This is a genomic window from Flavobacteriales bacterium (assembly GCA_020635795.1).
In the GTDB taxonomy this organism is placed as follows: Bacteria; Bacteroidota; Bacteroidia; order Flavobacteriales_E; family Vicingaceae; genus Vicingus.
Genome location: JACJZD010000002.1, coordinates 26,681 through 40,105 on the forward strand (window position 1 = coordinate 26,681; position 13,425 = coordinate 40,105).

At 33.2% G+C, this 13,425-nt stretch carries 13 protein-coding genes; 4 read left to right on the top strand and 9 right to left on the bottom strand.

Translation table 11 applies throughout. The annotated features are described in order from the left end of the window. Positions 1 to 17: 17 nt before the first annotated feature. The 8 genes from H6589_07735 to H6589_07770 form a co-directional block, all read right to left on the bottom strand. Entirely contained in the window at positions 18 to 503 is a 486-nt protein-coding gene (locus H6589_07735; GenBank protein ID MCB9174485.1) for a hypothetical protein, read from the bottom strand. Between the two features lie 13 nt (positions 504 to 516). Continuing rightward, positions 517 to 939: a hypothetical protein gene (locus H6589_07740; protein ID MCB9174486.1), complete on the bottom strand. Its 423-nt coding sequence runs from the start codon at positions 937 to 939 to the stop codon at positions 517 to 519. Between the two features lie 44 nt (positions 940 to 983). Further along, positions 984 to 1,196 (bottom strand): hypothetical protein, encoded by a 213-nt coding sequence (locus tag H6589_07745; GenBank protein ID MCB9174487.1) that lies wholly within the window; start codon positions 1,194 to 1,196, stop codon positions 984 to 986. 48 nt (positions 1,197 to 1,244) lie between these two features. Continuing rightward, positions 1,245 to 1,817: a pentapeptide repeat-containing protein gene (locus tag H6589_07750; GenBank protein ID MCB9174488.1), complete on the bottom strand. Its 573-nt coding sequence runs from the start codon at positions 1,815 to 1,817 to the stop codon at positions 1,245 to 1,247. A gap of 23 nt (positions 1,818 to 1,840) precedes the next feature. Then, positions 1,841 to 2,353: an acyl-CoA thioesterase gene (locus H6589_07755; protein MCB9174489.1), complete on the bottom strand. Its 513-nt coding sequence runs from the start codon at positions 2,351 to 2,353 to the stop codon at positions 1,841 to 1,843. 28 nt (positions 2,354 to 2,381) lie between these two features. Next, positions 2,382 to 3,644 (bottom strand): M20/M25/M40 family metallo-hydrolase, encoded by a 1,263-nt coding sequence (locus tag H6589_07760; protein ID MCB9174490.1) that lies wholly within the window; start codon positions 3,642 to 3,644, stop codon positions 2,382 to 2,384. 187 nt (positions 3,645 to 3,831) lie between these two features. Beyond that, positions 3,832 to 4,476: a hypothetical protein gene (locus H6589_07765; GenBank protein MCB9174491.1), complete on the bottom strand. Its 645-nt coding sequence runs from the start codon at positions 4,474 to 4,476 to the stop codon at positions 3,832 to 3,834. A gap of 83 nt (positions 4,477 to 4,559) precedes the next feature. Continuing rightward, the gene (locus H6589_07770) at positions 4,560 to 4,940 is read right to left on the bottom strand and encodes a VOC family protein (GenBank protein ID MCB9174492.1); all 381 of its coding nucleotides are present in this window, start codon (positions 4,938 to 4,940) and stop codon (positions 4,560 to 4,562) included. Between the two features lie 214 nt (positions 4,941 to 5,154). Here H6589_07770 and H6589_07775 point away from each other — a divergent pair, with 214 nt between their 5' ends. From H6589_07775 to H6589_07790, 4 genes are all read left to right on the top strand, one after another. Then, positions 5,155 to 5,739 carry a thymidine kinase gene (locus H6589_07775; GenBank protein MCB9174493.1) on the top strand — a complete coding sequence of 195 codons (585 nt, stop codon included), beginning with the start codon at positions 5,155 to 5,157 and terminating at the stop codon, positions 5,737 to 5,739. 56 nt (positions 5,740 to 5,795) lie between these two features. Next, positions 5,796 to 6,854 carry an alanine racemase gene (gene alr / locus H6589_07780; GenBank protein ID MCB9174494.1) on the top strand — a complete coding sequence of 353 codons (1,059 nt, stop codon included), beginning with the start codon at positions 5,796 to 5,798 and terminating at the stop codon, positions 6,852 to 6,854. Positions 6,855 to 6,965: 111 nt separating this feature from the next. After that, positions 6,966 to 9,968 carry a T9SS type A sorting domain-containing protein gene (locus H6589_07785; GenBank protein ID MCB9174495.1) on the top strand — a complete coding sequence of 1,001 codons (3,003 nt, stop codon included), beginning with the start codon at positions 6,966 to 6,968 and terminating at the stop codon, positions 9,966 to 9,968. A gap of 92 nt (positions 9,969 to 10,060) precedes the next feature. Continuing rightward, positions 10,061 to 11,332, top strand: a complete 1,272-nt coding sequence (locus tag H6589_07790; protein ID MCB9174496.1) for a hypothetical protein — start codon at positions 10,061 to 10,063, stop codon at positions 11,330 to 11,332. Here H6589_07790 and H6589_07795 read toward each other — a convergent pair. Then, the gene (locus H6589_07795) at positions 11,270 to 13,411 is read right to left on the bottom strand and encodes a YfhO family protein (GenBank protein ID MCB9174497.1); all 2,142 of its coding nucleotides are present in this window, start codon (positions 13,409 to 13,411) and stop codon (positions 11,270 to 11,272) included. The two genes, H6589_07790 and H6589_07795, sit on opposite strands and share 63 nt — an antisense overlap. Positions 13,412 to 13,425 lie beyond the last annotated feature (14 nt).

Genomic DNA, 13,425 nt, shown 5'->3' on the forward strand with positions numbered 1-13,425 from the left:
GTTGGGCAAAATTATTACTACTTTTTGTTTTGAATATATATAAACCTCTCTAAACCATCTTTATTCTTAACAATCTCACCATCAGGTAAGTAATATTCATTAACCGCTTTGTTTTTTCCAAATTTGAATTCTTTAGAACGTAATTTACCATTATCATAAAACCTAATTTCAGATATTATCACACCTTTATGGTTGGAGGTAATAATTTCACTTATAATCCCATTTTTATAGTAAATCCATTGCCCTATGCGCAGAGGGTATTTACCTTTTTTTGTGACAACCCCTTCTATTGCTAATTCTCCAGATTGATTATAAATTCTATTAAAGCCATTTTCTAAGGCATAAACGCATGAAATATTTATTTGTGAAAATTCTCCGTCAGTTCCAGTGGAATCATTTGAACAACTCATTGTGTCAACATGTATTATTTGTTTTTCAAAATTCTGACAATATAGTGTCGAACAAAGAGTAATAAATAAAAAAAAGAAAACAGATTGTTTCATATATAAGGAAATTTTATCCTTTGTTTGTGGTTTTCATTGCTAATTTACCCGCTAAATACGCCATGGGTATATAAGCACCAATTAAATCAACACAAGTAAACCACATTGGAGAAGGGAGCATTAAAACATTTATAGTACCGCCCAATAAATACCAAGCACCTACACCTAAAGCAAAGTACATTTTTTTAGTTGAGGCAATTAACGCGGCTATGTAAGCACCAACCAATGTACCTATGGCATGAGCCAAAAAGGGCATCAAAAAATGCTTGGGTTCAAACAAGTGCATGGCTGCTTCTAAACCTTCCATGGTGGTAACATCAGCACCTTGGGGTGGAGGAATTACTGAGCCACTAATTAGTATTATACCCATGTTTACTGAGCCTCCAGCTACTACTCCAGCTATTACTCCAAGTATGTTTTTTACGGTTGTATTCATTGTTTTTAAATTTAAAATTTCCTTCGACAAGCTCAGGATGACAACTATTTTAGTTTAGCATCAATGGCAGCAATTCTTTTATTGTTTAACACAATTTGGTCTTCAATGTAGCTGTGGTAATGTTTTTTCAATTCTTTATTTGCCGATGTTTTTAATTGGTCGTTTAAATACTTGCCGTATTGTAACAAGCCTTTCTTTTGGCATTCCAATAATTTTTGAGAAAATTTTTTCTTGTCGGTTGAAGAAACTGTAGCCATAGTTTTAAAATTTGGGTTACCCAAATATAACTAAAAAAGTTAAGGTTATCAGTCAATAATAATGTCAAAACTATCTAACAATCCTTTTAATTCGCTAGCCGAAAACTTTGCTTTTTTAATGTTGTTTTTTTGAGGATTAATGGAGTAATGGTATGACGAACGAAAATCTACTTTTTCTAATACTGTTTGGTCAAAAATTGCGTTTGCCAAATCGCAGTTGTGAAATGTAGAACCATTTAGGTCGGCTTCTGTAAAATCAACTTCTTGCAGGTCGCAATCTTTAAACCTAGTATTATTTAACTTTAATTTGTAAAACGAAGCCAAATTGAGTTTGCATTTCTCAAACGAAAACGACAATAAAAATGGATTGCACTCATCAAAACGTAAGCCGAGCATTTTACAATTTTTAAATTCTACTTCTTTAAAAGAGGTGTTCCCTATTTTGGTTAAGCTAAAATCGCAGTCGTTAAAAATACAAGTTGTAAAAGTCGTTTTTGATAAATGAGCATTGGTAAAAACAACATTAATAAAGGTGCAGTTTTGGTAGTTAACCTCTTCGGTTGTTTGTTCGCTAAAAGTTATGCCATTAAAAGTCTGGTCTTCAATATAAATTCTACCCATCACTTTGTTTTTAATGGCAATTTTTAAACAAATAATTTTTTTAATTCGGTAGCTTCTTTTGGGTCCATTTTTCCAGCTAAAATTAAGCTCAATTGTCTTCTTCGTAAAGCGCCGTCGTATCTTTTTTTCTCTTCTTCGGTTTCAGCAATTACCTCAGGTACACTTATCGGATTACCAATTTGATCAACTGCTACAAAAGTGTAAATCGCGTTGTTACATTGTTTTCTAACACCAGTTCGGTGGTCTTCTACAAACACATCAATAAATACCTCCATTGATGAGTTAAATGTTCGAGAAACCTTGGCTTCAAGTGTTACAATATCGCCCAAACGGATAGGGTGAGAAAACGAAACATTGTTTACCGATGCAGTAACCACCACTCGATTACAACAACGATGTGCCGAAATTGCCGAAGCAATATCCATCCAATGCAACAAACGTCCGCCCATTAAGTTGTTTAAGGTGTTGGTGTCGTTGGGCAACACTATTTCTGTCATTATTGCTTTAGTTGATTCTGCTGTTTTTGTTTTACTCATAATAATGGTTTTTATGGTGTAAAGTTAACTACAAATCATTAACAAAATCTGTAATTAACCTGAAACAATCTTCAAATTCGGTGAGTGGTAAAGTAGCAGCTTTATCATCAATATCGTGATAGGCTTTTATCCCGCCCAAGGTATAAATAAATACAGCTGGAACGCCTTTTTCGGAGAACCAATAATGGTCGCTGTTAGCTGCTTTACCACGAATTTTAATGTCTTTTAAATAATTTTTTTGTTGGTTGATGGCTACTAATTTATCAAAATGAGATTGATAAACTGAGCCATTTACTACTTGAATACCATCATCACCCGTTCCAAGTAAATCCAAATTGATTAAAAAATTGATTTGATTGAGTGGAAACAACGGGTTTTCGATATATAACTTTGAACCAATAATACCCGATTCTTCGGCACCAAAAGCCATAAACACGATGGTTTTTTCTGGTTGATTTTTACTGTAATGCTCAGCTAAATTTAACAACATGGCAACTCCACTGGCATTATCGTTTGCTCCAGGAAAATAAACGCCTTTTCCCATTCTACCAAGGTGGTCGTAATGTGCAGAAAAAACTACAACAGAATCGGGGTATTTAGAACCAACCACTTTTCCGATTACATTTTGCGATTGATAGTTGGGTAAAAATTGTTGATCGAGATGAATAGATAAAATTTTAGCTTGTTTTTTTAAGGAATTACGCATTATTTTTAACGTTACGTAATCGTCGAGCTTAGTAGATAAGCTGTGCGTTAATTTTTCGTTTTCCAATAAAACAATTCCCGAAGCACCAATACTGTTTGATTTTAGCAACTCAAATTCAGTTTCTTTACCTGCAATATCTATATCGTCGATTACCACAAATTTGTTTTCAAAAAAGCGCTCGTTAGCTAATTTCTTTAATTGTTTTTTTGTCGGAATATTTGCTTTGTTGTACCAAATCAAATTAAAATTACCTTCCATTTTACACGATTTTGGCATCACTAAAAAATCAACACCAGGGGTTAATTTGTTTTTATCGATAAAAACGGTGGTTAGGTTCGGGAATGTATTGATGGGGTAGCTGAATGGCTGAATAAAATTATCTTTAATTGGCTTAAGGGTTAATCGAGTAAATTCCTTTTCAATAAACTGAGCGGCTCTTTTTTCACCATCATTTACAACACCTCTACCATCAAAACTAGCAGAAGTTAAGGTGTCAATAATTTGTTTGGCGTAAGCAATGTTTTGAGCATCAACACGCTGTGTGAAAATGATTATTAGAAGTAAGAAAAATGATTTAGTATTCAAGTTAACTCATTTTGTTATAATTTATAAAAGAAAGGGCTAGCCACATAGTTTCATAGTTTGTTCAATATAGTAGGTTAAATAAAAAAGGAGAGAACAATAGGTTTCTCCCGATTTATCGGGAGAAGTATGTGAAACTTGCAAAACTCTTTTTTGGTCATAGTAAGCTATGTTTCTATGTGGTTAAAATTTACAAAAACCTACGTTCAACCAATTGGTAAAAACTAATTACACGTTCGTTTTCAGTATCCCAATTTAATGTAGCATTCGTTTTAGTTAAAATTTCTTGAGCTTCAATTAGAGAGCTACAAGAATCTATTGCTTTAACAGTATCGTTGAATAATGCCATGTCTTTTTTAAACAATTCGTTTGCAAACAAGTAGCGGTCGTTTAACGAAAAAGCGTCTTTTAATGAAGAGATAGGGGTATGTAAAAACTTATCGCTTACCGACGATTTAGTGGTTTTTGTTGGCGATGTTTTTTCAATTTTTATTTCTTGGGCAACTGGTCGTGATTCAACAACTTGTTCAGTTTCAGCTTTTAATTCTTGCTCAAGCGTATCCTCTATAACAGGCTCAGGTGTTTTTTCAATAATAGGAGTGGGTTCTTTAATCTCAACGGCTTGTGGTTGCTTGTTTGAAGAGCGCCTGTTTTCTTCTTTTTGTTGAATTTTATATTTTAACACAGCTGACAACTCCTGCAGTTTGTTAATTTTAGACATTAACACACTTACTTCCAAAGAAGGTAAATACTCTTTGCCCGTAAATCGCTCAGAATGCTCTGTAATATTCGCTAAAATTTGATTGATTTCTTTACGTAATTGTTCGATTTCCATGATACTTAACAAGAGTTATTTCAGACAATAAAATTAACAAATTAAATGGTGTTTTAAACCGCTACAAAGAACAAGTTTTATAATTATCCCATTGAGTGAATACCAACAACACTGCCTTCGGTATCCATAATGTAAGCACAAAAGCCATTAGCACCAATACTAAATTTGGGTTGAACTATTTTTCCGCCTGCTTGTTCTACTTTAGCTAAAACATTATCCATTGCAGGGTTGGCATTTAAATACACAAATGTACCTTGTCCGCTTGGAACGTGGTATTCCCCTTCTGCAATTGCTCCAGATGCTTTTCCTGTTCCTGGCTCAAAAGGAAACATGGCAAATTTTGCTCCGTCCATTTCCATTTCTACCATTTCTATATCAAAAATAGTTTCATAAAATTTTTTGCTTCTTTTTAAATTTGTGGCAGGTATTTCAAACCAATTTAATGCATTTGTAGTGCTGTCCATTTTGTAGTTTTTTCGATTAGTGTTTAAATTTAGGAAAAAGGAGTTAGAATTTTAAAAAACAGTCAAGGTTTTGTTAAAAACCAACATACTATTTTGTTAGTGAATACTTCATTAATTTCTTGTTGTAATTGTTCAATTTCCATAACTTCGACAAGTTTAAATTTAACAAAAAAGAATTCGATAGTTTTTTGCTGTTGAAACCAATATTTAGCACATGTTTTTAGAAAACGCCATAAACCCTTCACAAAAAAGAGGATGGATTGAAGTAATCTGTGGCTCTATGTTTTCTGGAAAAACCGAAGAGTTGATTCGTAGAATGAAACGTGCTCAATTTGCAAAACAAAACGTAGAGATTTTTAAACCCGAAATAGATACTAGGTACGACGATGAAAAAGTAGTTTCGCACGATGCCAATGAAATACATTCAACACCAGTTCCTTCATCGTCGAACATTATTTTACTAGCTAACAATGTAGATGTAGTAGGGATTGACGAAGCTCAATTTTTTGATGATGGCTTGGTAAATGTTTGCAATCAATTAGCGGCAAGTGGAGTAAGGGTTATTGTTGCTGGGTTGGATATGGATTTTAAAGGCAAACCTTTTGGACCAATGCCTGGCATAATGGCTTGTGCTGAATACGTAACCAAGGTTCATGCTATTTGTGTAAAGTGTGGCGAGTTAGCTCATCATTCACATCGAATATCGAGCGAAGAAAAATTAGTACATTTAGGAGAAACAGATGCATACGAACCACTTTGTAGGCATTGTTTTAATAAATCTCAAATTAAAAAACCATAAAAAAACTAAAGTACGATACCATTCTCGAAATCAACACTAAAAATTTGATTTCTAATTTGAACTATTTTAGGTCGAAATTGAAGCCCACAACCAAAATTATGGCAATGGTTAAAGCTTATGGGTATGGTTTGGGGCCAACAGGAGTTTCTAAAATAATGGAAGCCGAAAAAGTTGATTATTTGGGTGTGGCTAATATTTTAGAGGGAGTAGAATTACGCAAAGCTGGAATTAAATTGCCCATTATGGTAATGAAACCAGAGTTGGAAAGTTTTGATTTAATTATTGAACATCAATTGAGCCCAGTAATTTTTTCGTTTCATTCTTTAAAAGCACTTATAAAAGCACTGGAGAAACATCCTAAAAAATTTAAAGCTTATCCCATCAATATAAAACTCGATACAGGTATGCATCGTTTAGGCTTTTACCCCAACGAAGTTTCAGAATTAATTCATCAATTAAAAAAGCATCCTAACATCAAAATTGAAAGTGTTTTTTCTCATTTGGCTGCTTCCGACCAAGCAGAACACGATAATTTTACTCGTCACCAAATTAAGTTGTTTGATGAATTGTTTAAGGAATTTGAGCAACAGTTTAACTATAAAATTGAAAAACACTTGCTTAATTCTAACGGGGCTTTACGGTTTCCAGAAGCACAATATGACATGGTTCGTTTAGGCATAGGGTTGTATGGTTTTATTGCTGATGCTAAGCACGATAAGCACATAAAAAATGTTGCTGTTTTAAAAGCTAAAATTGCACAAGTAAAAACCATTCAAAAAAGTGAAACTGTTGGTTATAGCAGAAAAGGATTGGCAGTTAAAGAAACCAAAATTGCCACCATTCCTATTGGTTATGCTGACGGTATGAGCAGACTATTAGGTAATGGAAATTGGCAAATGAAAGTAAACGGTAAACTTGCTCCAACCATAGGTTCGGTTTGTATGGATATGGTAATGCTTGATGTTACTGATGTGCCTTGCAAAGAAGATGACGAAGTGTTTGTGTTTTACGATAAAACATCCATCTTAAAAATTTCGGAATTACTTCAAACCATTCCGTACGAGATTTTAGCCACCATTTCTCCGCGTGTAAAAAGGGTTTTTACAGCGATATAATTATTCAAATCGTCGAATAATTGTTATAAAACTGCTCAGTATCATAATTTTTCATTAATTTTTTAAAGAATTTTATCATTCTATTCATATTATAAACTAAATAAAAAAACTATGAAAAAATTTTACAAAAATTTAATGATACCTATTTTGCTTTTTTGCACAATGGGGTTAAAAGCACAGCAGCCAGCAGGCAATTATGCTTTTAGCGAATCAACGGAGGCTTATTCCCCTGTTGTTGGAACTGTCTCTACTGCAACAGGAGATGATGGTAGCCAAAATACTATCACCATACCTTTTACCTTTAAATTTGAAGGAGTAACTTACACTAATTTTAGCATCAACACCAACGGTTTTATTCGTTTAGGAAATGTCATTGCTGCTTCTCCTTGGACAAATACTTTAGGAAATACAGCTACGCAACGACCACTCATTGCTCCTTTTTGGGATGATAATCATAGAAATACTGGTTCTATTCAGTACGCAGTATCTGGTGTCGCCCCTAACAGAATTTTTGAAATTGGTTGGGACTCTATTAATATAGGTGGTAGTGGAACTACAAGTTCAACTTTATTTGCATCATATAAAATCCGTTTAAACGAAACTACTGATGTTATTGAGTTTATTTATGGACCAACTATGGCAAATGCTGGAACATTAACAGCATCAGTTGGGATTAACGGAACAGCAACTTTTTTAAGTGTTACTCCTGCTGCAAGTTCAACTGCATCAAATGCAACCGCAAACAATGGTATATCAGCCACAACTAATCTAGTAGGAAAGAAATTTATTTTCACTCCTCCTGCGCCTCCATCTTGTCTTATGCCCACTAGTTTGAATGTTTCTGCATTAACTGCTTCTACAGCAAGTATAGGATGGACAAGTTCAGCTGGCACATGGAACATTGAGTTTGATACTGCAGGGTTTACTCCAACGGGAACACCAACAATTACTGGAACAACCACTAATCCGCATACCTTAGGAGGTTTATCTCCAAATACTTCATATCAATTTTATGTTCAAGCAGATTGTGGAGGTGCTGGTACAAGCACTTGGGCTGGACCATTTACTTTTACAACTCCTTGTAGTGTAATGGCTGTTCCTTTTACTGAAGGATTTGAAGCCGCAAGTACTTCTTTATCTTGTTGGTCTCAAATACAAGTAGTAGGAACATCAAACTGGACTTACGCTACAGGTGCTGGTGGTGGTGGAATTACTACTGCTCAAGCAGGAACAAGAAATGCAAGATTTGTGAGTATGAGTGGAACAAATTCTCCGATTACTAAATTAGTTAGTCCAACATTTGATTTAACTACTTTAACTACTCCAGAATTAAGTTTTTACTATGGACAAGAATTTTGGTCGCCTGATCAAAATAGATTAAAAGTTTATTATAGAATTAGCTCAACAGACCCTTGGGTAGAAATTTTACACGATTCTACCAATGTTGCTACTTGGACGAAGAAAACAATTCTATTACCTAATCCATCAGCTACTTATCAAGTTGCTTTTGAAGGAATAAACAATTATGGAAGAGCAAATGTTATTGATGAGGTAGAAATAAAGGAAGCCCCTGCTTGTATTGCTCCAACATCATTAACTGTATTAAACCTAACAGCTACTTCGGTAGATTTGGGATGGACAAGTTCAGCAGGAACATGGAATATAGAGTGGGATACTGCAGGGTTTACTCCAACGGGAACACCAACAATTACAGGAACAATGACTAACCCTCATAATTTAGGAAGTTTATCTCCAAACACATCTTATCAATTTTATGTACAAGCAGATTGTGGAGGATCAGGAACGAGTACTTGGGCTGGTCCGTTTACGTTCACTACACCTTGTGTTGCTCCTGTTATCTCATCTTTCCCTTGGACAGAAAATTTTGATGGAGTTTCAACTCCTGCAATACCTTGCGGATGGATTGTTGACAACGTAAATGCTGATGCTTACACTTGGGTAACAGGTTCAAATCTTGCAAATTCAGCTCCTAATTCTATGGAAGTTAGATGGAATTCAGCTCAAGCTGCAAACGATTGGTCGTTTACTCCTGAATTGGTTTTAGTTGGAGGACAAACATATGAATTATCTTTTGCTTATGCTGTTGCTGGATCTTCATTTCCAGAAAAATTAAAAGTGATGTATGGTACTGCTCAAAATGTTGCAGGTATGACTACTTTGCTTTTTGATAGTACTTTGACAAATACTACCTACAATACTGCTTATGCAACTTTTACACCAGCAACTTCTGGTTCTTATTTTATTGGTTTTCATAACTATAGTGATGCTGATATGTTTAGAATCTATGTTGATGATGTAACATTAAAAGAAGCGGTTCCTTGTTCTTTACCATCAAACTTAACGGCATTTAACATTACACAAACATCAGCTATGTTAGATTGGACAGAAAATGGAACAGCAACAGAATGGAATATTGAGTGGGGTTTCCAAGGTTTTACATTAGGAACAGGTACCCCTGAACATGTAACAGCAAAACCATATTTATTAAATGGTTTAATGCCTGCTACTTCTTATGATTACTATGTACAAGCTGATTGTGGAACAGACTCTAGTGCTTGGGTTGGACCGTATACTTTTATGACGCCTCCTTGTATGCCTATCGGGTTAGAATTAGGAGCTGATACTACATTGTGTTCAGGTCAGTCATTAACCTTAAATGCTCCAACAGGAGGCCCTTATGGATGGACTTGGTCAACAACCGAATCTACTCCATCAATTACAGTTGATACTGCTAGTTTAGGTGGTAATGGTACCTATAACATTACTATCAATATGATTGATTTTTCAACCACGTGTACGTATAATGATAACATTAATGTAACATTTACTGTTTGTACTGGTGTTAATGAAATTACTTCTGCGCCAAGCTTTACTGTTTATCCAAATCCAACTACTGGGTTGTTTACTGTAAGTACTACACATATTGAAAAAGCAACCATTGAAGTAATCAACTTACAAGGTAAAGTGGTTTATAAAAACAACATCAACAGTAATAATCAAGTAATTGATTTGAGAGAGAATGCTAAAGGTGTTTATTTTGTAAGCATCACTTCTACTAATGGAGTAGATGTACTTAAAATTATTGTTCAGTAAGACATTAATTTAGCTTAGTTAAAAGGGTTTGAAGATATCTTCAAACCCTTTTTTATATGTATAAATTACATTATATTGCATAAAAAATTAGAGTGATTTCAATTAAACAAATAGCTGGAGCCGTATTAATCTGTTTGGGATTAACTCTCTTTAGCTTTTGTCTTCATATTTTACCAGGTACAAATACGATGGTTAATTATGTTGATGCTAACCACCCAAAAGATGATAAACTTATTGTTACGGATGGATTTTTGCCCTGGGCTGTTGATTATCACCACTATCTGTTAGAAAATAAAAAAAGACCTATAACGGTATTTTTAATCGAAAAATTAGCACAAGCATTTAATTTAAGAATTAGCTTGTCTTATGTATATGTTAATTTTTTTCTCCTTTTTTTAGGAGGTTTATTAGTGTATTATTTGGCTCTTTTGTATCAACTTCGGTATAAAATTGCTATTTTAAGTGTAGTTGCTTATTTCTTTAGTTTTTCAATACTGTTAGCTTATTTTATTCCAATAGCAACAGTAGACGAGCCAGCTCAATATGTATTTATTTTAATCTCGTTTATTGCTTTAGCTAAACAAAGACTAATAATGTTTGTTGTAAATTTTATACTAGCAATAATTACCAGAGAGACCTCTTTTTTATTGTTACCAGGAATGATGTTGTTTTTTATGGGAATAGATTTTAAGAATGTACTCAAGGAAAAATTAAAAATAATAAGAGCAGGGGTTATTGGACTGTTTTTTGTTTTGTTTTATATTGGCTATTTGTCTTGGTTCTATAAAATGAATCCAGAGCTTATCAATGAATCAAAAATTTGGATTTCTGAAAAATTTTTAAATTACAAAAACAAAAATTTTCTAGATTTTGAACATACTATTCAAACGCTTATGTCAATTATTTCTGTTAATCTTCTTCCAATTTTTTTAATTATTTATTATAGAATTAAACATCAGGTTTCACCCTCAGAATCAAAATTGTTTTACGCATTTTGGATAACCTTTGGTATCAATTTCGTTATGGTAATACTTTCTGCATATGCCGAAGAGAGTAGGGTTTTAACGCTTCCTTACTTAATATTATTTCCAATTTTTGGAAAAATTTTAAACGAAGTTATTCAGTTTAATAAACCCTTTTTTAAGTATTTAATGAATTGGAAGAACATACTCTTACTTCTAGCTGTTACAACATTATCATGGAAATTATTTAAACTTGGTTCCAAATTAACCAATTATAAACCTCACGAAAATTTAAATTTATTTGTTGAATACAATACTTTAGCTGTGCTCTTTATTGTTCTAGTTCTCCTTTACAATCGGTTTTCTGTTAAAACCAAATTGCCACAACAAGAAAATAGTTAAATAACTTAAAAAGCTTATTAATGCTGAATAAATTAGGAAAGGAGAACTGTATTCAAATCGAATTTTACCTTTACTGTTTTTTGGTATTTCAATACCCATCACCATTTCATTAACCTTATTTACTGGTAACGCTTCTTCGTTATAATATGCCGTCCATAAATGATGGTAGTTTTGATTTAAAATCAACCATTGTGATTCGTTTGCTGAATTTTTAACTTCTGCAGAAAAACTATTATAACCTACAGTTACATTATTAATTGAAGTACTTCCAGCAACAATGTTAATTTTTGTTGGTGTTGCCCAAATCAACCCTTTTTGTAAGGTATCGTTACCTTTAAATTCTTTTGTTGGAAAAAATAGTAATTCATTTTCCATATTTCTATCCAACACACCATTTTCTATGGCGGCGTCAAAGCTGTTAAAACGCAGGGGATTGTAAGCTACACTTGAAATACATTTATTAAATGTGGCAATGTTTTGCCAAAATCCATCTGTAGTTTTTAAGCCTTGTGTATCATTTAAATGTTTAAATGCAAAATGATTGTATTCTTGATTTATCTCGTTCGGCAGATTAACGAAATATTCTTTTACACCTTTATACTTAACATTAAAATGTAGTGTTGATGGAGCACTTAATCTGGTTTGAATACATAAATCTAAAATGATAAAAATAACTAGTGTTGTAAACACTGAAAATTTAAACACTGATTTTATTAAGAAACTAAACCAAATTATAACAACTAAAACTATACTATTTATAATAAAATGGCTGTAAAATGAATTGGTTGAAAACTCCTTTAAAGATAGAATTTCGTTAAACGTTTCTTGCAGTTGAACCACAGTGGTTTTTGAGAAAGCAAAAAAAGTAAGAATGATTAAAGATAATCCAAATATCAAAAAAACACCTTTTTCTGTTTTTGAAACAACACCAGTTTGAACAATTCTTTTCAGCGAAAAACCTGCAAGAATAAGCATACAAAACATGGCATAGCCCCTAAAAAAAGAGGGATGTCGGAATAAACCAAAACCGGGCAAATGATACACATATTTGTAAACAAAAAATTCGCCCCCAAAGGCAAAAATTAATGATGAGAAGATACAGATTATTAGTGGGAAGTAATATTTATTTCGATTTTTGTATTGAAGCAATGTTAAAACAAACCCTATAAACCCTATTATTCCAATGTAGGCATTTCGAAGAGATAAATCGGTGATGTTAAACCATTCTGAATTTGAAATAACAGTATAAGGTAAAATAAAAGAGAAGTAATCAGCAAAAACAAAAGGGTTTTCAATCAAAAACGCTTGATACTCTAATTTCTCACCACGGTTGAAATAAGGTAAAAACTCTAAAAATGATTGGATATAGGGTAATAAAAGTAATAATAGTGAGAAAACTAAAAAAACACCACCTAAAAAACCCTTTTTTATGGATATAAATTTGCTTCTGTTTTTCCAGAAAAAGTAGATAAACATACCAACAAATATATAAGCTAGTATAATAGTATAGGCAGGACTTGCACCAGTAGTTTGCATAGCCACAAAAACCGCCGTAGCTAACACATATTTGTAATTTAAAGTATTAAAAAACTTAAGTAAATACAAAATGCACCAAGGAAGCCAAGCAACGCCAATTAAAAATACCATTAATTGAGACGAACCAACCATAAACCCGCTCAAGGCATAACTTAAGCCTAAAATAAAGGCTGTTTTTTTACATTGATGAATGTAGCAACTTAACTTATACATTCCTAATCCAGCAACTAAAAAAGTAATTAATAACTCTATCATTAACGAAGTAATGTCGTACTTTCCGAACAACATTAGAAACCAAACAACTGGATACCAACATCCGCCTTGTAAATCAGCATATCCAGGATAACCAAAGCGTTGAAACGGATTCCATAAGGGTAAGTGTCCATTCCAAAGATAATCGCTAATAAAAAAACGGTAAGGCAAATACCCATTAATGTTATCCCATTTTGGGATATACATGAAAAAGCTAATGGGATAAAGAACACCTAAAATAATTAAAACCAACAACAACGAGTATTTGTGTTGCTTTAAAAAGTGTAGCACGGTTTTAAATAACT

Bases quoted from the DNA above. Each gene is read 5' to 3' on its own strand.
- H6589_07765 (MCB9174491.1), bottom strand. From the start codon at position 4,476: ATGGAAATCGAACAATTACGTAAAGAAATCAATCAAATTTTAGCGAAT.
- H6589_07770 (MCB9174492.1), bottom strand. From the start codon at position 4,940: ATGGACAGCACTACAAATGCATTAAATTGGTTTGAAATACCTGCCACA.
- H6589_07745 (MCB9174487.1), bottom strand. From the start codon at position 1,196: ATGGCTACAGTTTCTTCAACCGACAAGAAAAAATTTTCTCAAAAATTA.
- H6589_07735 (MCB9174485.1), bottom strand. From the start codon at position 503: ATGAAACAATCTGTTTTCTTTTTTTTATTTATTACTCTTTGTTCGACA.
- H6589_07775 (MCB9174493.1), top strand. From the start codon at position 5,155: ATGTTTTTAGAAAACGCCATAAACCCTTCACAAAAAAGAGGATGGATT.
- H6589_07750 (MCB9174488.1), bottom strand. From the start codon at position 1,817: ATGGGTAGAATTTATATTGAAGACCAGACTTTTAATGGCATAACTTTT.
- H6589_07740 (MCB9174486.1), bottom strand. From the start codon at position 939: ATGAATACAACCGTAAAAAACATACTTGGAGTAATAGCTGGAGTAGTA.
- H6589_07785 (MCB9174495.1), top strand. From the start codon at position 6,966: ATGAAAAAATTTTACAAAAATTTAATGATACCTATTTTGCTTTTTTGC.
- H6589_07755 (MCB9174489.1), bottom strand. From the start codon at position 2,353: ATGAGTAAAACAAAAACAGCAGAATCAACTAAAGCAATAATGACAGAA.